Origin of the sequence: Hymenobacter daecheongensis DSM 21074, from assembly GCF_900141805.1 — a bacterium.
Taxonomy (GTDB): Bacteria; Bacteroidota; Bacteroidia; order Cytophagales; family Hymenobacteraceae; genus Hymenobacter; species Hymenobacter daecheongensis.
On record NZ_FQYN01000003.1, the window covers coordinates 245465 to 266848 of the forward strand.

23 protein-coding genes are annotated in these 21384 nt (G+C 58.6%); 11 read left to right on the forward strand and 12 right to left on the reverse strand.

Annotation, left to right across the window (positions count from 1 at the left end):
- Nucleotides 1–98 precede the first annotated feature (98 nt).
- The 4 genes from hemL (at nt 99) to BUB62_RS06745 (ending at nt 4090) form a co-directional block, all read left to right on the forward strand.
- Nucleotides 99–1418, forward strand: coding sequence for a glutamate-1-semialdehyde 2,1-aminomutase (gene hemL, locus BUB62_RS06730; protein WP_073107816.1), 1320 nt, complete (start codon nt 99–101; stop codon nt 1416–1418).
- Nucleotides 1419–1705: 287 nt separating this feature from the next.
- Entirely contained in the window at nt 1706–2566 is an 861-nt protein-coding gene (locus BUB62_RS06735) for a hypothetical protein (RefSeq protein ID WP_143164062.1), read from the forward strand.
- Between the two features lie 135 nt (nt 2567–2701).
- Nucleotides 2702–3241, forward strand: a complete 540-nt coding sequence (gene dcd / locus BUB62_RS06740; RefSeq protein WP_073107822.1) for a dCTP deaminase — start codon at nt 2702–2704, stop codon at nt 3239–3241.
- A 312-nt stretch (nt 3242–3553) separates the two neighbouring features.
- Entirely contained in the window at nt 3554–4090 is a 537-nt protein-coding gene (locus BUB62_RS06745; protein WP_143164063.1) for a hypothetical protein, read from the forward strand.
- An 88-nt stretch (nt 4091–4178) separates the two neighbouring features.
- Here the strand turns inward: BUB62_RS06745 and gldC are convergent, their stop codons facing one another.
- Together gldC and dnaN are read right to left on the reverse strand one after the other, a co-directional pair.
- Nucleotides 4179–4523, reverse strand: coding sequence for a gliding motility protein GldC (gene gldC / locus BUB62_RS06750; protein WP_073108529.1), 345 nt, complete (start codon nt 4521–4523; stop codon nt 4179–4181).
- 91 nt (nt 4524–4614) lie between these two features.
- Complete coding sequence (gene dnaN, locus BUB62_RS06755; protein ID WP_073107828.1) at nt 4615–5739, reverse strand: DNA polymerase III subunit beta; 1125 nt, start codon at nt 5737–5739, stop codon at nt 4615–4617.
- Nucleotides 5740–5991: 252 nt separating this feature from the next.
- Between dnaN and BUB62_RS06760 the strand changes: the two genes are divergently transcribed.
- Together BUB62_RS06760 and BUB62_RS18715 are read left to right on the forward strand one after the other, a co-directional pair.
- Nucleotides 5992–6435: a BLUF domain-containing protein gene (locus BUB62_RS06760; RefSeq protein ID WP_084538881.1), complete on the forward strand. Its 444-nt coding sequence runs from the start codon at nt 5992–5994 to the stop codon at nt 6433–6435.
- A gap of 342 nt (nt 6436–6777) precedes the next feature.
- Entirely contained in the window at nt 6778–7725 is a 948-nt protein-coding gene (locus BUB62_RS18715; RefSeq protein ID WP_084538882.1) for a DUF2971 domain-containing protein, read from the forward strand.
- Here the strand turns inward: BUB62_RS18715 and gldG are convergent.
- The 4 genes from gldG to BUB62_RS06785 form a co-directional block, all read right to left on the reverse strand.
- The gene (gldG, locus tag BUB62_RS06770) at nt 7722–9437 is read right to left on the reverse strand and encodes a gliding motility-associated ABC transporter substrate-binding protein GldG (RefSeq protein ID WP_073107837.1); all 1716 of its coding nucleotides are present in this window, start codon (nt 9435–9437) and stop codon (nt 7722–7724) included. The genes BUB62_RS18715 and gldG overlap by 4 nt on opposite strands.
- A gap of 129 nt (nt 9438–9566) precedes the next feature.
- Nucleotides 9567–10292, reverse strand: coding sequence for a gliding motility-associated ABC transporter permease subunit GldF (gene gldF / locus BUB62_RS06775; RefSeq protein ID WP_073107840.1), 726 nt, complete (start codon nt 10290–10292; stop codon nt 9567–9569).
- 203 nt (nt 10293–10495) lie between these two features.
- A complete protein-coding gene (gldA, locus tag BUB62_RS06780; protein ID WP_073107843.1) occupies nt 10496–11404 on the reverse strand; it encodes a gliding motility-associated ABC transporter ATP-binding subunit GldA in 909 nt (302 codons plus the stop codon).
- Between the two features lie 181 nt (nt 11405–11585).
- Nucleotides 11586–12281 carry an SDR family oxidoreductase gene (locus tag BUB62_RS06785; protein ID WP_073107846.1) on the reverse strand — a complete coding sequence of 232 codons (696 nt, stop codon included), beginning with the start codon at nt 12279–12281 and terminating at the stop codon, nt 11586–11588.
- Between the two features lie 59 nt (nt 12282–12340).
- Between BUB62_RS06785 and BUB62_RS06790 the strand changes: the two genes are divergently transcribed.
- Complete coding sequence (locus BUB62_RS06790) at nt 12341–13081, forward strand: head GIN domain-containing protein (protein WP_159437416.1); 741 nt, start codon at nt 12341–12343, stop codon at nt 13079–13081.
- A gap of 84 nt (nt 13082–13165) precedes the next feature.
- On the opposite strand, the gene BUB62_RS06795 is transcribed toward BUB62_RS06790, so the two are convergent.
- The gene (locus tag BUB62_RS06795; RefSeq protein ID WP_073107851.1) at nt 13166–13879 is read right to left on the reverse strand and encodes an SDR family oxidoreductase; all 714 of its coding nucleotides are present in this window, start codon (nt 13877–13879) and stop codon (nt 13166–13168) included.
- 114 nt (nt 13880–13993) lie between these two features.
- Here BUB62_RS06795 and BUB62_RS06800 point away from each other — a divergent pair, with 114 nt between their 5' ends.
- Both BUB62_RS06800 and BUB62_RS06805 read left to right on the forward strand, forming a co-directional pair.
- Nucleotides 13994–14725 carry an MlaE family ABC transporter permease gene (locus BUB62_RS06800; protein WP_073107854.1) on the forward strand — a complete coding sequence of 244 codons (732 nt, stop codon included), beginning with the start codon at nt 13994–13996 and terminating at the stop codon, nt 14723–14725.
- Nucleotides 14726–14926: 201 nt separating this feature from the next.
- Nucleotides 14927–15763, forward strand: coding sequence for an ABC transporter ATP-binding protein (locus BUB62_RS06805; protein WP_084538884.1), 837 nt, complete (start codon nt 14927–14929; stop codon nt 15761–15763).
- Between the two features lie 76 nt (nt 15764–15839).
- Here BUB62_RS06805 and BUB62_RS06810 read toward each other — a convergent pair whose 3' ends face one another.
- The 4 genes from BUB62_RS06810 to BUB62_RS06825 form a co-directional block, all read right to left on the reverse strand.
- Nucleotides 15840–16358, reverse strand: coding sequence for a YfiT family bacillithiol transferase (locus BUB62_RS06810; protein WP_073107856.1), 519 nt, complete (start codon nt 16356–16358; stop codon nt 15840–15842).
- A gap of 150 nt (nt 16359–16508) precedes the next feature.
- A complete protein-coding gene (locus BUB62_RS06815; protein WP_073107859.1) occupies nt 16509–17135 on the reverse strand; it encodes a bifunctional nuclease family protein in 627 nt (208 codons plus the stop codon).
- Between the two features lie 181 nt (nt 17136–17316).
- The gene (locus BUB62_RS06820; RefSeq protein WP_073107862.1) at nt 17317–18294 is read right to left on the reverse strand and encodes an electron transfer flavoprotein subunit alpha/FixB family protein; all 978 of its coding nucleotides are present in this window, start codon (nt 18292–18294) and stop codon (nt 17317–17319) included.
- Between the two features lie 132 nt (nt 18295–18426).
- The gene (locus tag BUB62_RS06825; RefSeq protein WP_073107865.1) at nt 18427–19167 is read right to left on the reverse strand and encodes an electron transfer flavoprotein subunit beta/FixA family protein; all 741 of its coding nucleotides are present in this window, start codon (nt 19165–19167) and stop codon (nt 18427–18429) included.
- A gap of 86 nt (nt 19168–19253) precedes the next feature.
- On the opposite strand from BUB62_RS06825, the gene BUB62_RS06830 reads away from it, so the two are divergent.
- Nucleotides 19254–19583, forward strand: a complete 330-nt coding sequence (locus tag BUB62_RS06830) for a tetratricopeptide repeat protein (RefSeq protein WP_234988646.1) — start codon at nt 19254–19256, stop codon at nt 19581–19583.
- 8 nt (nt 19584–19591) lie between these two features.
- Here the strand turns inward: BUB62_RS06830 and BUB62_RS06835 are convergent, their stop codons facing one another.
- Entirely contained in the window at nt 19592–20668 is a 1077-nt protein-coding gene (locus BUB62_RS06835; RefSeq protein WP_073107871.1) for a cobalamin B12-binding domain-containing protein, read from the reverse strand.
- A gap of 346 nt (nt 20669–21014) precedes the next feature.
- On the opposite strand from BUB62_RS06835, the gene BUB62_RS06840 reads away from it, so the two are divergent.
- Nucleotides 21015–21362, forward strand: a complete 348-nt coding sequence (locus BUB62_RS06840; RefSeq protein ID WP_073107874.1) for an ArsR/SmtB family transcription factor — start codon at nt 21015–21017, stop codon at nt 21360–21362.
- The last annotated feature ends 22 nt before the right edge of the window (nt 21363–21384 follow it).

A 21384-nucleotide genomic window follows, 5' to 3' on the forward strand; every position in this document is an offset into this window, starting at 1 on the left:
CTATCAGCCAGCGGGGCGGCCTGGCGTCGCTTAACACTCAACTTACTACTTCGCGCGGCTTCGGCTTCGCCCCACTCCTTTCTTCATTCCTCTCTTCTATGTCGTCTTCTGCTGCTGCTGAGCTTAATCTGTCTACTTCTGATGCGCTGTTTACGCGCGCCAAAAACCACATTCCGGGCGGGGTGAACTCGCCGGTACGGGCCTTTCGGGCGGTGGGCGGCCACCCGGTTTTCATGCAGTCGGCCAAAGGCGCGTGGCTGACCGACGTGGACGGCAACCGCTACCTCGATTTCATCAACTCCTGGGGGCCGATGATTTTGGGCCACGCGCCCGAGGTGGTGCTGAATGCCGTGCAGGCGGCCATTCCGGCCTCGCTGTCGTTCGGAGCGCCCACGCGCCGCGAGGTGGAAATGGCCGAGCTGATCAAGCAGATGGTGCCCAGCATTGAGAAAGTGCGGCTGGTAAATTCGGGCACCGAAGCTTGCATGTCGGCCATTCGGGTAGCGCGGGGCTACACCGGGCGCGACAAGATCATCAAGTTTGAAGGCTGCTACCACGGCCACGGCGACTCCTTCCTGATTGCCGCCGGCAGCGGCGCTCTCACCCTGGGCACCCCCGATTCGCCGGGCGTGACCGAAGGCGTGGCCCGCGACACCATCACGGTAGCCTACAACGACCTGGAAGCTACCCGCCAAGCCATCGAAGCCAACAAGGACCAGGTAGCGGCCCTCATTCTGGAGCCCGTGGTGGGGAATATGGGCCTCGTAGCGCCCACCGAGGGCTACTTGCAGGGCCTGCGCGACCTGTGTACCCAGCACGGCATCGTTTTGATTTTTGATGAAGTAATGACCGGCTTCCGCCTTGCCCGCGGCGGCGCGCAGGAGCTGTACGGCATCAAGCCCGACATGACGACGCTGGGCAAAATCATCGGCGGCGGTATGCCCGTGGGGGCCTACGGCGGCCGGCAGGATATCATGGACTGCGTAGCACCGGCCGGCAAAGTGTACCAGGCGGGCACACTCTCCGGCAACCCCATTGCCACCGCCGCTGGCATTGCCCAGCTCACTTATCTGCAGGAGCACCCCGAGCTGTACGCCGAGCTGAACCGCATCACCACCCGCATTGCCGACGGCACCCGCCAGATTGCCGCCGAGCTGGGCCTGAATTACACCGTGAACCAAGTGGGCTCCATGTTCAGCGTGTTCTTCACCAGCCAGCCCGTGCATAATCTGGAAGATGCCAAAACCTCCGATACGGAAGCGTTTGGCCGCTATTTCCGCGCCATGCTGCACCGCGGCATCTACCTGGCTCCGGCCCAGTACGAAGCCTTGTTCGTGAGCACCGCCATGACCGACGAGCTGGTGGACCATTACCTGACCGCCTGCCGCGAGTCGATGCGCGAGGCGCACGGGCTGTAGGAATATGGTCTCTCGACTGTTCCCGCCTGTCATCCTGAGCAGAGCGAAGGACCTTCCTCTTCGCTACTACCAAGCCTTTTAAAATGAGCAAAGCCCTTTACCGTTTGCGTGGTAGAGGGCTTTGTGCGTTGAATTACGTTTTACAGTGCGGAAAGGGGAAGGTCCTTCGCAGGCTCAGGGTGACAGACGCAAAAGCTGCCGGAGGTATAGAAAAACACAGTTTTTTCGCCGCACGCCCGAACCGCACCGGCAACTGGTTACCTTTGCGGCCAAACCGTACCGCTGCCATGTCCCGATTTCGTCTCCTGTTTCCGGTATTTTTCCTGCTGTGCGTCGCGTTTCACACTCCCGTGCACGCCCAGACGGAAGCTCCTGCCGCGGCCAACAAACGCCTGTTCGACCGCACTGTGGATGAGCTGAATTTCCGCACAATGGAAACCGTGTACGATAAGTCGTTCACCCGCAACAAGTTTCCCGTCTCGCTGCGCACGCACCAAGCCCGTCGGCAGTTCGATGGCTTCGGGACCAATGCCAGCCTGAAGAAGCTGTTTCAGAACTACAACGATGCCTCCGAACGCTTCAAGAGCCGCTTCGGCAAGGGCCGCACCGATCTGGCCGAGTTTGAGAAGCAGCTGCGCAGCATCCTGCTCGACAAGAACTTTGAGTTCTTCATCCATAACCTGCCCCGCGACGAGCGGGTGGCACTGATTCGCGCCGAGGAGCGCATCATCAAGCAGGCCACGGCCCAGTTCAACGCCTCTGAAGACCCCGCCCCCGAAGATGTGGCCGCCGATGGCGCCGCCGTGCCCCCCGCCGATGCCGGTGCCGAGCCGCCTGTGACCGCGCCCATCGAAGACCCCGCACCCCGGCCCGAAGCCCAGGTGACGGAAACCACGACCACAACCACGCCCGCGCTTCGCGCCGCCGATGCCCCTGCCGCCCACGACTGGCTCGACTACCTCACGCTGCTACTGGCCGCCACCGCCACGCTGCTGCTGGCCCACATCGTGCTGAACGTGCTGCCCGACCTGCGCGCCCGCCTCGATGGCCTGGCTGAGGAACTGGAAGAACAGCGCCCCGACCTCGACCGCCCGGCCCGACGTTCGACCAGCGCCCTGCCCGAAGACCGCTACGAAGACGAACAGTAAATTATGAATTATGAATGCTGAATTATGAATTGCTGGGCCTGCACTCTCCGACCTCTTCTCCCGGCCTGCTGCCACAGCCCTTCCTGTTTTCCGCATTCCAATTCATAATTCAGCATTCATAATTCATAATTCAATATGATTCTGACCGACCAGCAGATTCTCGCCGAAATCAAGCGCGGCAACATCGTCATTGAGCCCTACGACCCCAGTTGCCTGGGCACCAACTCCTACGACGTGCACCTGGGCCGCTACTTGGCCACCTACCGCGACGCGGTGCTGGATGCCCGCCGGCACAATGAAATCGACGTGTTTGAGATGCCCCAGGACGAAGGCTTCGTGCTCCAGCCCGGCGTGCTCTACCTCGGCGTGACGGAAGAATACACCGAAAGCCACGCCCAGGTGCCGTTTCTGGAAGGCAAATCCAGCGTGGGCCGCCTCGGCATCGACATTCACGCCACCGCCGGCAAGGGCGACGTGGGCTTCTGCAACACCTGGACGCTGGAAATTTCCGTCACGCAGCCCGTGCGCGTGTACCCCGGCATGCCCATCGGCCAGCTCATCTACTTCGCCGTGCAGGGCGATGTGCAGACCTTCTACAACCGCAAGGCCAACGCCAAATACAACGACCGCACCGACAAGCCGGTGGAATCGATGATGTGGAAAAACGAGTGGTAGGCAAACCTGTCATTGCGAGGACGAAGCAATCCGCCCTGGACAACGAGCCAAACTTTGTAAACAGAAAAGCCCTGACGTAAATAGTACGTCAGGGCTTTGTGCTGAAAAAGGGTTGCTACATTTCAGAGGACGGATTGACGCCGCTTGATGCGCGGAATGTCCTGCGTCCTCGCAATGACAAGGCTTTCGCCCGAAACTCACCCGAACTCGCTGGCACAGTTTTTCGTTAGTTATCAGACAACAGCCCCGGTTTGATGCTACGGCAGCGGCCATGCGGCTTTCACGGATTCGTTACGCTAACTTTTCCACTCCATGAGAAAATCACTTGCTATCGGCGTGTTGCTTCTGGCCTCGGCGCTCGGCGCACAGGCGCAGCAGCAACCTTCGCTGGTTCAGCCCCAGGATAAAACCAAGTCGTCTCCCCGCCTCGCCTCCGACGTGCAGGTGCGGGCCAAGCGCCTTTCCGACCAGATGGCCCGCGACCTGCGCCTCAATGGTTACCAAAGCTCCAAGCTGCGGGCCATCAATGAGGATAAAGTGGCAAAAATGGCCGCCATCGAGCGCCGCAATGCCGGTGATGCCAAGCTCATTGATGAGCAGTGCGGGGCCGTATGCAAGGAGCGCGACCAGGAGCTGCGGGCCGTGCTGTCCACCGATCAGTACAGCGCCTACTACGGCTCCCGCTCCGACTTCTATAAGTACGACAAGGACTATGCGGCCCGCACGGCCAATGCCACTTTCGTAAACTCGGTGCAGAATCCATTGCCGGCCAGCAGCCGCGGGGCCACCATCGGGCCCGCCACGCCGAAGCCTGCTCCTACCCGGGCCGCCGCCGTCCGGGGACGTTAGTCCAAAGACTAAGACCGCCTATATAGCAAAAGCCCCGCTGATTGAGTTCAGCGGGGCTTTTGCTTGTGCTTTTGTATGGGGCGGCGGCCTAGCTCAGCGGCTGCTTCTCCGAATTCTCTTCAATGTGCTTCATCAGCTCAGCGCAGAGGTCGCGCATTTTCTTCACCATCACCGCGTCGCTGGTAGCGGTTTGGAGGCTCTCGGCCATGGCCCCGATGGTATCCACGTAGAAGTGCTTCATCTCATCCACGGGCATGTCTTTGGTCCAGAGGTCGATTTTCATCGTACCGGCCTGGTCCCGGTCCCAGAGGGCAATGTTGATGGCTTTGGCGAAGTGAATATCGGGGCCCGCATCGGTGGCCTGCCAGCTGATGGCCTCGGGCACCTTCTGGTCGTCGAGGGCAATGCTGAAGCGGATTTCGGATTTTTTCATGAGGTTGATTTGCTGATGTGTCGATGTGCTGATGTGCTGATGGCCGTTTGAAAACCAGCACATCAGCACATCAAAAAATCAACTCATCAATTTACACATAGTTGTTCAGCATCACCGGCATCACCAGCATCAGGATGCTTTCGTTGTCGTCCGGCGTAGTCGGCATGAGCAGGCCGGCACGGTTGGGGGTGCTTAGCTCCAGCGTGATTTCCTCGGAGTCAATGTTGGAGAGCATTTCGGCCAGGAAGCGGGCGTTGAAGCCGATTTCCATGTCCTCGCCGTCGTACTGGCAGGGCAGCTTCTCGTTGGCCTCGTTCGAGAAGTCCAGGTCTTCAGCCGAGATGGTCAGCTCGGAGCCGGCCAGGCGCAGGCGCACCTGGTGGGTGGTCTTGTTCGAGTAAATCGAGATGCGCTTCACCGAGTTCAGGAAGTCGGCGCGGCTGATGATGAGCTTGTTGGGGTTGCTCACCGGAATCACGTTTTCGTAGTCGGGGTAGCGCTCGTCGATGAGGCGGCACACCAGGCGCATCTGGTTGAAGCTGAAGAAGGCGTTGGAGTTATTGAACTCCACGCGCACGGTGGTAGCTTCCGAAGGCAGGGCGCTTTTCAGCAGGTTGAAGGCCTTGCGCGGGATGATGAGGTTGGCCGTCTGGCCCGCGCCCACATCGGAGCGGCGGTAGCGCAGCAGGCGATGCCCGTCGGTGGCCACAAACGTCACCTGGTTGTCGGCCAGCTGCACCAGAATGCCGGTCATGGCGGGGCGCAGCTCGTCGGTGCTCACGGCGAAGATGGTCTTATTGATGGCGCGGGACAGCGACGACGAGGGCATCTCAATCGGGGCCGAGCCTTTCACTACCGGCACGCGGGGGAAGTCGGTGGCATTCTCGCCGGCCAGCTTGTAGCGACCGTTGGAAGAGGCAATTTCGATGGTGTAGGTTTCCTCGTCCAGAGTGAAGGTCACGGGCTGGTCGGGCAGGTTTTTGAGCGTATCGAGCAGGATGCGGGCGGGGGCGGCAATGCGGCCACTTTCGCGGGCTTCCACGGGCAGCTCCGTCATCATGCTGGTTTCCAGGTCGGAGGCCGTAATCGTCAGCTTGCCGTCCTCGATTTCAAAGAGGAAATTCTCCAGAATCGGCACCACGGGGTTGTTCGTGACTACGCCGTTGATGCTCTGGAGCTGCTTGAGCAGGGCGGAAGACGAGACGATAAACTTCATAAGGGCGGAGGGTTTCGGACGTGTTGGGGAAGTCGACAAAGATAGGGAACGGCCGCGGGGTTTTCTAGCGCCCATTCGGGCAGAATAATGCCGCCGCTGGCTTACGCCAAATGCCGGGCAGCCGCGGCCGGTGCGGGCAGCACCGGCCGGGCTGAAGTCAGAGCAGCGGTGCCGATTAGCTCAACCATTGCACCTTTTCCGGGAAACCCCGTACTTGACCGTATTATCAGTTTTTAGCCCTGCATTTATCTGATGCCAACCCCTACCCTTTTTCATTTGGTGTACCAAAGCACCGCTACTACCCCTTTCACCGACCAGGAACTGGAAGCTCTACTAATCCAGTCACGCGCCTGGAATACGGCCCACAACCTGACCGGCGTGCTGCTCTACAGCCACGGCGACATTATGCAGGTGCTGGAAGGCAGCCAGGAAGAAGTACACTATATCTTCAAGCGCATCGCCCGGGATTTCCGCCATGCCCGCCTCATGAAGCTCTCCGATGGACCCATTGAGCAGCGCAATTTCTCGCAGTGGAGCATGGGCTTCAAAGCCGTAGATCCGCAGGACTTCGACCACCTGACCGGCTACCTGAACCTTGCCAAGCCCGATACTCTCCCCACCAATTCTGACCACAACAGCACTTCCCTACACGCGCTGCTGGCCTCATTCGTGACGGAGGGAGAGATTCGGTATTAGAAATACATACGCAGCCAAGAACTCCTATGTCACTCCTCTGCTACACCCACCTGAAGGATGGGGGTGCCGATTACCGCTCTGCGGCAGATGAGGTGCAACCTCATCGTCATAGCTGGTCACAAGTTACGCTGCGATAAACTCGCGCCAGTGTGCGGAAGGCCCGCAGAAGCTGCTGGAAGCCCGCATTGCCGGACTGGAGCAGTAAGCGGAGGTGTTGGAGAAGCTGCTGGAGGAAAGGCCTACAGATGTGTAATTACCGCAGTGCTGCAGTCGCTCGGCTATGCAGAGTGACTGCGCTGAGATTATTCTATAATTTAATTTCACACGAACCGTCCAGTTAAAATGGCTATCCCCTCTCCTAAAAGATTACAGCAAGCTGCAAAAGACCTGCAAATTGGTATGCTTGTGGCGGTTGAATATCTAGCTTCCGTTGGTCATACAATAGAATCCAAACCAACTACTAAGCTTACCGCTGAAGAGGTACAACTTCTAAATTTCAAATTTGGAGATTCAGATAACCCAGCGACACAGATCAATTTAAACGCACAAGACAAGCCAAGGACACAGGCATTCACAGACTCGTATAATAAAGCAACTACTTTTAGCAAACTAACTGAAATAAGAAAGGCTAAAGGAATTCCTAAATCAGTGTTCAAATTTTATGGCACCCAAGATTATCATTTTGAAAGCTTAAGAGAAGGGTATTTTTTTCTTTCTCTACCTAGCTATTTTAATGACCCGTTTGATTGCGACACTAAAACCATAGACTTTACTACTACCGCATCTATCAAACCTATTAGAAAACCAGAACGTCTATTCAGGGAGAGAATCAACAACATTGGTGTATGCTGTTTTTCTAGAAATAACAGTTCAATATTGATGTGGTCCCATTATGCCAACAGCCATCGAGGATTTTGTTTAGAATTCATCTCAGACATACCCGATGGCATCCATCCTCTTGACGTACATTATACCAGCGATTTTCAAACCCTCAATTTTCATCTATTCGCTGACGACTCCATCGCCAACATGATATACACCAAGTCTAGCCAATGGGCATACGAAGAAGAATTGAGATTATTAGGAACAAATTTAAAAAACAACGAGCAACGAAAAATGTCATTCAATAAAAGCTCGCTGAAATCAGTATACCTTGGTGTCAATTGCGAATTATCAACACTAGATAAAATAAAGGAAATACTATCACATAAATACAAAAACACAAAGCTATTTCAAGCCAAGAAAGTCAATAACAAATTCGCATTAGAGTTCCAAGAAGTACGTTTTTAACTCCCCTCAAACCGTGCGTACCGCTGCTTCCGTCGCCAGGCCCGCACCACCCCGAACAGCGCCAGCAGCACCAGCGGCACCGCCAGATTCAGCAGCTGCCAGCGGCGCTTCTGCTCGATTACTTTGAGCTTATCCAAAGGGCGCAGGGTGATTTGCTTGCCGCGCACGGCAATCAGGCCGCTTTCATCAAGCATATAGTCCACGGCGTTGAGCACCAGCTCGCGGTTGGCAAATTCGGTATTGGCGAGGCGGTCGAAGCCCAGGCGGTAGGGGTTGCCGGTTTTGGCATCCAGCTCCGAGCGGATGAAGTCGCCATCGGAGAGCACCAGCACTTTGGAAGGGCGGGCCTGCGGGGACTGGGCCGGCTGGTAGCGCGTGGTGCCAGGCTCGGCGCGGTTGGCGTAGAGGGAGCCGAACTGGCCTTCGAGCAGGTAACCGACGGGCTTAAACTGCTGCTTGTACAGCTTCTGCTCGGGCTCCAGGCGGGCATCGTTCAGGTTGATGGGCACCGGCGAGGGCAGCACCCGGGTGTAGCGCGAGGTAAACAGCAGCGGCGTTTTGCGAATGCTGGCGGCCTTCACCGTATCCAGGCTGCTCACGAACTTGGTGTACACCGCGTCAAGGTTGCGGGTGATGGGGTGCGGGCTGAAGTTGTTGATGAGCGGGTAAAACTGCCACGGCATGGGTTCCACCTTGGGCTTGTCGCCGCTCATGCCGGTGATGAGCGGGATGACGCCGGAGTTGAGGTCGAGCAGCAGATCGGGGTTCACCCGTACGCCGTATTTGAACAGCAAATCGTCGAGGTTGAGCTGGAGCGGGAAGGAAAGCATGCCGCCGCGGTTGGCGCTGTCCAGGTTCACGCGCATGGCATCCACGAAAAACAGCGCATTGCCGCCCTGCGTGATGAACCGGTCGAGCTTGAACTTCTCGGGCTCGGAATAGGCCGTAGCGGGCTTAGCCACGATAATAGCGCTGAGGCTGCGCAGGTCCTGCGGGCGCACCTTGTTCAAATCAACGCGAAACACGTCGTAGTACTGCTGCAGCGAGCCGATGATGTCGCCGGCCTCCACGTTGCTCAGCTCGCCGTGGCCTTCGAGCACCCCGATGCGCTTGCGCGTGCCGGGGCTGAGCTTGCGGATGGCGCTGGCCAACTCATATTCGAGCCCTTCGATGCTCTGGTTGAGGCGCACATCGGCGGGCGCGGCCTGGTTGCCGCGCAGCAGCAGCACCTGCTCCTCCTTGCCGCCGGCCGCTACCGTAGCCCAGGGGAAGATGATTTTCTCGACCCGCTTGCCGTTTTCGTTGGCCCCCAGGTTGGTCGGCTTCAGCCCTTTTTTGAAGAGCGCGGCATAGTACTCATTGCGGGCCTTCTCAGTGCCGGCCGCCGACGGATCGACGAAGATGTAGTGCAGATTGGCGCCGCCGTATACCTGCATCTCGTTCAGCGTTTCGCGCACCGACTGCTGCAATCGCCGAAAGGCGGGCGGAAAGTCGCCATCCAGATACACCGTCACCGTTACGGTCTGCTTAAGATTCTCCAGCAACTGCCGGGTGGCCGGGGCCATGGTGTAGCGCTTCTCCTGGGTCAGATCGAGCCGGAAGAAAAACTGCTGGCCGATGAAATTGAACAGCAGCAGCAGGCCGATAACGGCTCCGAAGCGGAACCAGTCGCGGCGTTTGTTGGAAGCTGTTGGCGTGGGTTGTTCGGGCATTGTGCTTTCGTGGACCCCTCCCCCAGCCCCTCCCCAAAAGAGACGGGAGCCAGACGGATATGGGCTTTGTAGTAGTAACATAAGCCCCTCCCTTTTGGGGAGGGGTTGGGGAGGGGTTGGGGAGGGGTGCTACCAGTTGCGGCTTTGCAGCACCAGCCTGGTAGCCAGTAGCATAGCGGCAATGATAGACAGGAAATACGTCAGGTCGCGGGAGTCGATGAGGCCCTTGCTGATGTCGCGGTAGTGGGCGGCGATGCCGAGCTGGCTGATGTAGTAGGCCGGCGCGCCATCGAAGATGGAGGCCAGCGAATCGAAGCCTGAGTACACCAGGAAGCAGCCGACCACGGCCACCAGGAAGGCAATAATCTGGTCGCGCGTAATGGCGGAGGCGAAGATGCCGATGGCCGCGAATACCGCCGCCAGCAGCCCCAGCCCCAGATACGAGCCCACCGTAGCCGCCGAATCAATGTTGCCGGCCGGGGCTCCGAGCTGATACACCGAGTAGTAGTAGAGCAGCGTGGGCACCAGGGCCAGCAGCGCCAGCAGCAGGCAGGCCAGGTACTTCCCTCCTATTATCTGCCCGTCGGTGAGCGGGCGGGTGAGCAGCAGCTCGATGGTGCCGGCCTTTTTCTCCTCGGCAAAGGTGCGCATGGTCAGGGCCGGAATCAGGAACAGGAAAATCCAGGGGGCCATATTGAACAGCGTCTGCAAATCGGCAAAGCCGTAGTCGAGCACGCTGCTATCCGGGATGACCCACACGAACAGGCCCGTCGCCACCAGAAACACCCCGATGACCACGTAGGCCACAGGGGAATTCAGGAAGCTGTTGAATTCTTTGCGAAGGATGGCAAGCATTTTTTAATGTGCTGATTCTTTGATGTGCTGATGTGCTAAACTGTCATTGCGAGGACGAAGCAATCCGTCCTGTGAAATGTAAAAAGCGCTGTTAAACTAAAATCCCTGATATCACTATATGATAAGGCTTTCTGGTGAAAAGGAGCTTTCTACATTTCAGAGGACGGATTGCTTCGTCCTTCGTCCTCGCAATGACAAACTACTCACTTCGTTAGCTCCTGAAACACCTGTTCCAGGCTCTGCTCTTCCTGCCTTAGGCCCAGCAGAACCCAACCCTGCTGCGCTGCCAGGCGCGAAATAGCGCCGCGCTGGTCGGTGCCGGATTTGGCTTGAATACGGTACACGTTGCCGGCTTCCGCCTCCACGCGGCTGATGCCGGGCAGGGCCCGCAACGGCGCCATATCAATGGGCTGCTCGAACTCGGCGCGGATGATGGTTTCGCCGGCCGCGCCCGCGCCCAGCTCCGAAACCGGCGAATCGGCTACCAGCCGGCCGCGGTTGATGATGACGGCCCGGCTGCACAGGGCCGTGACTTCGGGCAGAATGTGGGTGCTGAAAATGACGGTCTTGTCCTGGCCCAGCTCCCGGATGAGCTGGCGAATTTCCTGGATCTGGTTGGGGTCGAGGCCGGTGGTGGGCTCATCCAGAATGAGCACGCCGGGGTCGTGAATCAGGGCCTGGGCCAGGCCCACCCGCTGCCGGTAGCCCTTCGACAGCGCCCCGATCAGCTTGTTCTGCTCGCGCCCCAGCCCAACGCGCTCCACCAGCTGCCGCACCCGCTGGCGCAGCCCGGAGCCGCCCAGCCCGTGCACCGAGCCGATAAATTCGAGGTACTCGTGCACGTACATATCGAGGTAGAGCGGGTTGTGCTCGGGCAGATAGCCCACGCGCCGGCGCACCTCCAGGGGGGCCGTGCGCACGTCGAAGCCTGCCACCAGCACAGTGCCCGCCGTGGGCGGCACGTAGCCGGTGGCAATCTTCATGGTGGTAGACTTGCCGGCCCCGTTCGGTCCCAGAAAGCCCAGGATTTCGCCCTTGCCCACCGTGAAGCTGATGTCGTCCACGGCGTTCTGGGTGCCGAAGGTTTTGGTGAGGCTTATTATTTCAACCATAGCTTGAACTTGTCATTGCGAGGACGAAGGACGAAGCAATCCGTCCTTTGAAATGTCAAAAGCTCCTTTTCACCTCAAAGCCCTGACGCAGGCAATCCAGCAGGGCTTTGCGGGTCAACAAAGCTTTCTTCGTTTTTCAGGACGGATTGCTTCGTCCTTCGTCCTCGCAATGACAGCTTAATTATTTCTTCGGCCGCAAAGGTCGCACATCTACCTCCGATACCAGCACGCCATCCGGCGATTCCAGCGCGTGAATGATGGTGGCGGCCACATCCTCGGCCCGCAGCTTGTGCGGGTTCGGCTCGGCACCCGGCGTGGCCCCGTTGAAGTTGGTTTCCACCGAGCCGGGGTTTACGCAAGTCACCTTAATGCCGTCTTGCCGCACTTCCTTGAACAGCGCCTCCGAAAAGCCGCGCACCGCAAACTTCGTGGCGCAGTAGCCGGCCATGTTCTCGGTGCCCATCGTACCGGCCAACGATGCTACGTTAATGATGTGGCCCTGCCCCTGCCGTTTCATTTGCGGCAGCACGGCCCGGCAGCAGTAGAACGTGCCGTGCACGTTGGTGTCGAATATCGTGTGCCAGTCGTCGGCCGCGAAGCCGTCTACGGGGCCCATGATGCCCACGCCGGCGTTGTTGATGAGGACGTGAATTTCTTCGCCTACTTCCCGGCGCGTATTCACGTAGGCTTCCTGCACGGCCACTTCGTTGCGAATGTCGCACTCGATAAATTGGAACCGCTCGTGCTGCAAATCAGCGGGGGCGGTGCGGCCCCAGCCGGCCACCACGGCCCCTTTGGCCAGCAGCGCCCGCGCCGTGGCGTGCCCGATGCCTTTGCTGACGCCTGTCAGAATAACTATCTTGCCGCTCAGATTCATATTGGTGCGTGATGTTTCGGATGGCTATCTGGGTGCAAGGTAACGCCGGCTTGCGGCTTTTGGGTATACGAACCGGCCGCGTAGCCGCCTTGGCGGCGCTGCTGCTGGTTGGCTGCGGTCAAGACCACGAAACCGACTGCCTGAAAAGCACCGGCAAAGTAACCACCGAGCGCCGGGAGCTGGAGCCCTTCCACGTCCTGACGGCCTACGACAACGTGGATGTGACCCTGGTGCAGGACGACGAAACCTACGCCGAAGTACGCACCGGCCGCAATCTGCAGGAAGATATTGAGCTGAGCAGCAGCAACGGGCGGCTCACCATTCGCAATACCAGCCGCTGCAACTGGGTGCGCCGCTACGATGTGCCCCGCCAGGTAACGCTACACCTGCCCCGCCTCACCGACGTATTTCTGCGCGGCCAAGGCAACATCCGCACCGCCGGAAATTTCCGCGCCGACACGCTGTTCTGCCACCTCGTCGGAGCCGGCGACTACGACCTCGACATCACCAGCCACTACCTCAACCAGGACATGTACGAGCTGGGCAACGTAACCTTGCGCGGCCGCGCCGACGATTGCCACCTCACCGTGGGCGGCAGCGGCAGCCTCCGCGCCCAGGGCCTGCAAACCCAGCAGTGCTACCTTGACCTCACCCGCGACTCCGACGGCAACGCCCACGTCACGTTCGCCGATTTCCTGGCCGGCACCCACGCCGGCACCGGCACCGTGCACTACCAGGGCAACCCCGCCAAAGTCAACCTCCGCATCACCGACACCGGCCAGGTGCGAAGGGAATTCTGAATTATGAATGTTGAAGTATGAATTGGCGGCAGCCGACAACTTACCACCAATTCATACTTCAACATTCATAATTCAGAATTCCCTTCAAAGGTCGCCTAGCTGGGGTCGGATGAGCAATTCCTCTACCACGGCCTGGGGCGAGAGGGACCAGGCGCCGAACACGGCTTCGGCCACGTCTTCGGGCCGGATGAAGCGCTCGGCAGGCAGGTCCACACCCTCCCAGCTGGCCGTGAGTGTGGCACCGGGCAGGATGGCCGTTACGCGCAGGTTGTGTTCTTTTAGCTCCTCGCGCAGCACTTTGGTCATGCCGTACAGGGCAAATTTAGCAATGCAGTAGGAGCCGCCGTTGGGGTAAGCCATGATGCTGGCCGTGGAGCACATATTGAAAATATGGCCCGTGCGCCGCGCAATCAGGGCCGGCAGCAGGGCGCGGGTGAGGTCGTAGGCGCTGTAGAGGTTCACATCGATCATCTGGCGCAGTTGCGAGCCGTCGGCGGGCTCGTCCTGCAGGCGGCCGGGCACGAACGCGCCGGTGTTGTTCACCAGCACCTCGATAGGCACTGCCAGACTTTGCACGAAAGCCGCGAAGCGCGCAGTTTCGTCGGCGCGGCTCAGGTCGGCGGCCAGCGTGTGGACTGCCGTGCCGGGAAACTGCTCTTGGAGCTTGGCGCTCAGGTCCGCCAAGTCGGCGGCGGAGCGGGCGCAGGTAATCAGGCCGAAGCCAGCCTGGGCAAACCGGGTCAGGATGGCGCGCCCGATTCCTTTCGTACCACCCGTCACAACGATATATTTTTGCATTCCTTTGCTTCCGGTTGAGGTTTTTACGTATGGGTAGCGGGCCTGCCACGCGGGCCGCCCGCCTCCGTTCTTCCGGCGCAAGTTTCCGCTTTCTTCCTTCTCTTTTTGCTTTTTATGGTCAAAACATTCGGCGAGTTCCTGATTTTCATGCAGAGCATGCTGGTCCGGAAAGAGCGGTTTGCGGTGCTCTGGCAGCGCACGCTCGACGAAGCCATCCTTATCGGCATCGACTCGGTCTTTATCGTCGCCATCGTTTCCGCGTTCATCGGGGCCGTTACCTGCGTCCAGATTGCCTACAACCTGATTAATCCGCTCATTCCCAAATCCACCATCGGTTTCATGGTGCGCGAAATGACGATTCTGGAGCTGGCTCCCACCATCACCAGCATCGTGCTGGCCGGCAAAGTAGGCTCCAGCATTGCGGGCGGCCTGGGCACCATGCGCATCACCGAGCAGGTTTCGGCCTTAGAGGTAATGGGCATCAATTCAGCCTCTTATCTGGTACTGCCACGCATCATTGCCGCCATGCTCATGTTTCCGCTGCTGGTTATTTTGGCCATGGTGCTGTCCATCACGGGCGGCTATCTGGCCGGCACGCTGTCGGGTGCTATGTCGGCGCAGGAGTATGTAGAAGGCATCCGCACCGATTTCGTCCCCTACAACATTGCCTTTGCCCTAATCAAATCGGTGGTTTTCGCCTTTCTGGTGTCGGCCATTTCCTCGTTTAAAGGCTATTACACCGAAGGCGGTGCCTTGGAAGTAGGCGCGGCTAGCACCGGCGCCGTCACCAATTCCATCATCGCCATCCTGCTGGCCGACTACGTACTGGCGGCAGTACTTCTGTAATGTGCTAATGGTTAATGTGCTAATATGGAAATATGCTGATGTGCTAAATGTGAAAAAGTGCTGATGTGCCAATGCGCGAAATAGATTCTCCCTTACGGTAATAATCAGCACATTCTCACATTAGCAAACCAGCACATTTCCGTATTAGCACATCAATCATTAGTACATTAAGGCACATTAGCATATCAGCACATTAAGCTCATGATTGAGGTTCATAACATTCAGAAATCCTTTAACGGCAACCCCATTCTGCGGGGCATCAGCTGCACGTTCGAAACGGGCAAGTGCAACCTGCTGCTCGGCGGCTCGGGCACGGGCAAAAGTGTGCTGCTGCAGTGCATTGTAGGCCTAATGAAGCCCGACATCGGCAGCATTACCTTCGATGGCACCGTGTTTACCAACAACAAGGTGGACATCAAGCAGGAAATCCGGCGCAAAATCGGGATGCTGTTTCAGGGCGGGGCGCTGTTCGACTCGATGACGGTGTACGAAAACACCGAATTCCCGCTCAAGATGCTGACGCCGGAAATGACCCGCGAGGAGCGCCGCGACCGGGTGGAGTTCTGCCTGAAGCGTGTGGGCCTTGAAAACGCGGGCAACAAGATGCCCTCCGAGATTTCGGGCGGCATGAAGAAGCGCGTCGGCATTGCCCGCGCCATCGCGCCCAACTGCACCTACCTGTTCTGCGATGAGCCTAACTCCGGCCTCGACCCCGCCACCAGCATCAAGATCGACGAGCTGATTCACGAAATCACCCACGAGTACGGCATCACCACCGTCGTCATTACCCACGATATGAACTCGGTGGTCGAAATCGGCGACCATATCATCTTCCTGCACAAAGGCCAGAAGCTCTGGGACGGCAACAAGGACGAAATTCTGAACACCACCGTGCCCGAGCTGAAGGAGTTCATCTTCAGCAGCAGCCTGGTGCGGGCCGCCAAAAAAGTGGACGAGGAAACCGAAGGCGGCCTCGCCGCCGTGGTAGAAGAACCGCTGAAAGAAACCGAGGAAGCCCCCAAAACGCCCAACAGCTAAGCGGCAAACTTCCTCACACAAACGGCCCGGCGCACTCTCATGCGCCGGGCCGTTTGCGTAACACAAGTCGGAGGCCCTACCGCCCGCGCAGGCTTTCTACGTGCGCCAGATGGTGCCGCCCGTGCCAGGCATACAGCACCAGCGCCTGATCCAGGGTGAATTCGCGCTCCATGCCCGGATGATAAAACGTGCGCTGCCACTGTGCCTCATCGAGGTGGTGTAGCAGCGTGACCCACCGTGCGTGCAGCGCCTCCAGCAGCGCCAGTGATACGGTAATAGGCGTAGCGGCCACGTCGGGCAGCTCGGCCCAGGCTTTTTCGTCGTAGGGCCGGATGGTGGGGTTGTCTTCGGTGAGGGCCAGGCGGAAGCGCGTGTAGCAGTTCAGGTGTGAGTCGGCGAGGTGATGGATAACCTGCCGGCCGCTCCAGCCGCCGGGGCGGTAGGGCTGTTGCAGCGCCTCGCCGCCCACGGCTTTGGCAGCAGCCAACAGTTGGGCCGGCAAGTCAGCAATTTGCTGAATGCAGGCCGTGCGCTCAGTAGCGCTCAGCGGCGCGGTAGGCAGCTCAGCCCGCCCGATGGGATATTGCAGATCCATGCTTTTTGAGAATCAGAAATGAAAAGTCAAAAATTGAAAAGGTGAGAAAGTCTTGGGCACTCTATTAGGTTAAGGCCGATTAAAAAAGAGGAATCGGGAAAAGACCCAATTCCTCTTTTTTAATTCTCAATTTTTAATTGAAGCGCAGCGCTACCCGTTGCGCTTGTTCAATTCGTCGCGGATTTTGGCGGCTTTCTCGTAGTCTTCCTTTTCCAGGGCCTGAGCCAGCATTTTAGTCAGCTCGTCCAAAGAAACCTGGCCGCTGGGGTCGCGCGGGGTGGGCTCGGGCTTGGGCGTGCCGCCCGTCAGGTCGTCATCTTCATCCTCATCGTCGTCGTCGGCATCCTCATCGGCATTCTCGTCCAGGTCGCTCAGAATAATGCCGGCTTCACTCAGCACGCTTTCCACCGTGAAAATCGGCACGCCGAAGCGCAGGCCGATGGCAATGGCATCGGAAGGGCGGGCATCCAGCTCGAAGGTGGTGGCGCCGTCGGTGCACACGATTTTGGAATAGAATACCCCTTCCTTCAGGTCCGAAATCAGCACTTCCAGCACTGCCACATGCACATGCTCGGCAAATGACTTGAACAGATCGTGCGTGAGCGGCCGGTTCGGACTGATCTTTTCGATCTGAATGGCAATGCTTTGCGCCTCGAACATGCCAATGATAATCGGCAGACGCCGGTTGCCGGTTTTCTCGCCCAAAATCAGGGCAAAAGAACCCGACTGCGACTGGCTGGACGAGAGGCCCAGAATTTCAAGCTGAATTTTTTTCAAGGGTCTTGAGACTTAGCTTCCGCTGACCTGCGGCGGGAGTCGTTGGGACTTCGTGTGCGGCCTTCCTACGTGCAAAGAAAGTAAAGGCCCCGTAATCGGCGGGCGAAACGGGTAAAAAAATTGGGAACCCGCAGAAAAACCGGCCCTGCGACCAGTCTGCGGGTTCCCAACGGGCAAAGGCTTAGCCCAGCTCTTTTACGGCCTGGGTAAGCTTAGGCAGCACCTCAAATACGTCGCCTACGATACCGTAGTCGGCCGCCTTGAAGAAAGGAGCCTCGGGGTCTTTGTTGATGACCACAATCACCTTGCTAGAGTTTACGCCGGCCAGGTGCTGAATAGCGCCCGAAATGCCGCAGGCAATGTATAGGTTCGGCGAAACGGTGATGCCCGTCTGGCCCACGTGCTCGTGGTGAGGGCGCCAATCGACGTCGGAAACGGGCTTGGAGCAGGCCGTAGCCGCGCCCAGCGCCTTGGCCAGGTCTTCAATGAGGCCCCAGTTTTCGGGACCTTTCATGCCCCGGCCGCCGGAAACTACTTTGTCGGCTTCGGGCAGCAGAATGCCGCCGGCCTGGTCTTGCATTACTACTTGCTTCGGCGCGTCGGTGAAGTCGGCATCGCTCAGGCTGGCCGAGAAAGCCTCTACCGTGGCCGTTTTGCCGGCCTCGTGCAGTGCTTCGATGGAGTTTTTCTTGACGGCAATGATCTTCCGGTCGCCGGAGAGTACCACGTCGGCAAAGGCTTTGCCCGAGAAGGCACCGCGCTTCACCGTGAAGCTGCTGCCATTGGCTTTGGGCAGCTCTACCACGTTGGTAGCCAGGCTGGCCTGCAGCCGCACCGACAGGCGCGAGCCCACCGAAGCGCCGATGTTGGAGTTGGCCAGCACAATGATTTTGGAATCTTCCTTGCCGGCGGCGGCGGCGATGAGCTTGGTGTAGGCACCATTCACGAAGTCCTTCAGACGGGGCTCCGCATCATAGAGCACCTTGCTGATGCCCTGCTCGCCGAGCTTGGCCAGGTTGGCCTCGGTAGCCTCACCCACGGCCACGGCCGTAGCCGTGGTGCCGAGCATCTGGGCCACCTGGCTTCCGTAGGAAGCCACTTCCAGCGAAGACTTTTTTACTTCGCCGTTATCACATTCAACAACTACTAGAACGGACATGTTTTTCAATTAAAAATTGAGAATTAAAAATTAAAAATTGAGTTTGAGTAATTGGCAGGCATATTTCAATCAGCGCTTAAAAGCCGGTTGAGCCAATTTTTTAATTCTCAATTTTTAATTTTTAATTGATTCTTAGATGACTTTGGCTTCGTTGCGGAGCAACTTGATCAGGTCGCCGGCGCTTTCGGCCGGGATGAGCTTCACGCCCTGCTTCTTGGGCGGCAGCGCGTACTCGGCTACCTCGGTGCGGGCACCTTCGCCCACGGGCTCCACCACTTTCAGCGGCTTGGTGCGGGCCGTCATGATGCCGCGCATGTTCGGGATGCGGGGCTCGCACATAGGTTGCTGGCAGGAGGCCACGAAGGGCGTATTCACTTCCACAATCTCTTTGCCGCCCTCAATTTCGCGCTCCAGCGTGGCAGTGCTGCCGCTCATATCGAGCTTCATGGCCGGGGCCACGGTCGGGATGCCGAGCATCTCGCCCACCATGCCGTGCACCTGGAAACCATTGTAATCGATGCTTTCCTTGCCCATCAGAATCACGTCGTAGGCACCTTCCTTGGCAATGGCGGCAATCTGCTGGGCCACGAAGTAGGCATCTTTCGGCGCGGCATTCACCCGAATGGCGTCGTCGGCGCCGATGGCCAGGGCCTTGCGGATGTTGGGCTCGGTGTCGGCCTCGCCGACGTTGAGGACGGTGACCGTGCCGCTGCCCTGAGCTTCTTTCAGCTCGATGGCGCGGGTGAGGGCATATTCATCCCAGGGATTAATCACGAACTGCACGCCAGCCTTGTTGAACTCCTTGTTATCGGGCGTGAAGGTGATTTTGGTGGTCGTGTCGGGTACGTTGCTGATGCAAACGAGAAACTTCATCTACGGCTGCTTGTGATGGAAGATAAACTACGGGAAAGGCCCTAATTTCGGGCGAAGATACAGAAAACTCCCGCCCCATGGATACTATGCCCACGCGTCTTGAACAACTCCTGAGCTTCTACGCCGATGATCCGAACGACCCGTTCACCATCTACGCCATTGCGACGGAGTACCGCGCTACGGAGCCCCAGCGGGCCATGAGCTACTACCAAACCCTGCTCGATGAGCACCCCGACTACGTGGGCACCTATTACCACGCCGGCAAGCTATTGGAGCAATTGCAAAAGCCGGAAGAGGCGGAAAAGGTTTATCGGCGGGGGCTGCAGGTGAGCCGGCAGGCCGGGCAGCTGCACGCCGCCAGCGAGCTGCAGCAAGCTCTGAATCAAGCCCTGGGGCTGGATTATGAGGATGAGTAATGGCCACCCTATGGCTGGCCCACGAGCTGTCGGGCGGCTTCTACGGCGGCGCGGGCGTTGGGCGCGCAGGCATCGGCTCCCACCACCCGCCACAGATCAGGGTCGGCGTTGAAGGGTGGGCCGCCCACCAACACGCGCACCTGGGTAGCGGCCTGCACATAGGGCCGGGCGGCCAGCAAATCGCGCACTGAGCCCACATGGTGGCTCATGGAAGCTCCCAGCACCAGCAAATCGACCTGATAGTCGACGGCGGCCTGCCAAACGCTGGCCAGCGGCATATTGCCCCCCAGGTAGAAAGGCGTCCAGCCATCGGCTTCCAGCAGCTCGGCTACCACGCGCACGGGTAGCACGTGTAGGTCGCCGGCCAGGGTAGTAGCCAGAAAGCGGTGCCCGGTGGCCGGAGCCGGCTTCCGATACTGGCGCAGACTGGCAATGGCCTGCTCGGCCGCCGCCGTGCAATAGTGCTCCTGGGCCACATTTAGCTCGCCCCGGTGCCAGCGCTGCCCTACTTCGCTCTGGGCGGGCAGCAGCACCTGCTCGTATAAATCACCCACATCGGTGCCCCGACGCGCTTTTTCCACTACCAGCTCAATGGCCTGGGCACTCTTGCCAGCCAGCAATAAGCTAAGGTAGCTGGCCATGAGGCGGGCCAGCGGCGCATCCGGCGCGGCAGCTTCGGCCGGCGCATCGGCTTCGGCTATGGGCTGCTGCAGCTGCGCCAGGGCTCCGTTCAGGTAGCCGGCCACCTGAATATACTCCATAATGGGCAGGCGCTGCGAGAGTACCTGCTTCAGCGCATCGAGCTGACTCGCCAATTCCTGGTCGCGGGCTGGGGAAGGCTGCTGCTGGCGTACGTGGGTGAGGTGCACTTCAAAAAGCGCGGCACTCTGCATCAGAATCGTATCGGCCAGCACCAGCAGATGGCTTTTCAGCTCGGCGCGCAGCTGGCTTTCTTCCACGCTGCCATCGACCAAAGTGGCCGACACAACCAGCCGGTGATAGTGGCTTACGGCACTGGCAGTAAGATCATTGGCCTGGCCATAAAGAGCCTGGGCCGTACGCTGCTGCTCTAATTTTTCCTTCATAGATAAAAGCTTCCCGCGCTATCAACGCAAAACGGTCGGGCTGGTTCGCGCCTTATTTCACTATCCCAGGCAGCTAAGCACCCCGCAGGATAGCAGCGAGTTCGGTAAGGATTGTCCGGAAGCGGACCGCAAGATATTGGGTGTTTGCAAAAAAACACTCTCAAAAGGCCTTTCCCGGGTCGAGCGCGGAGTTATTCCGGTATCGGCGGGCGGCCTCCGCGAGAGCCTTGCATAGGACAGGTTACCAAAGCGCCGCGTGCGGATGAAATAGCGGAAAAAATATTCAGTTATGACGTAAATATACGTCATATAACAACGTATATTTACGTCATAGTTATTCCTCTCTATGACTCACGCCAAAACCGCCCACTTCACTGAGCAGCAGCAGCAGTTGGCCCGCGTGGCCAAAGCGCTGGCGCATCCGGCCCGCGTGGCCATCATTCAGCTGCTGGCCAGCAAGACTACTTGTATCAGCGGCGACATTGCGGCCGAACTGCCCCTGAGCCGCACTACCGTGTCGCAGCACCTGCAGGAGCTGAAGGCCGTGGGCCTCATCCGCGGCGACATCGACGGACTGACGGTGTGCTACTGCCTGAACCTAACGCTGCTGCAACAGGCTCAGCAGCAATTCAGCGGCTTTTTCGAGCAGGCTACCGCGCCTGCCGGCGGGCCGGAAACATCCTGCGCCTGCTAATCGACTGCTTTCACTCTCAACC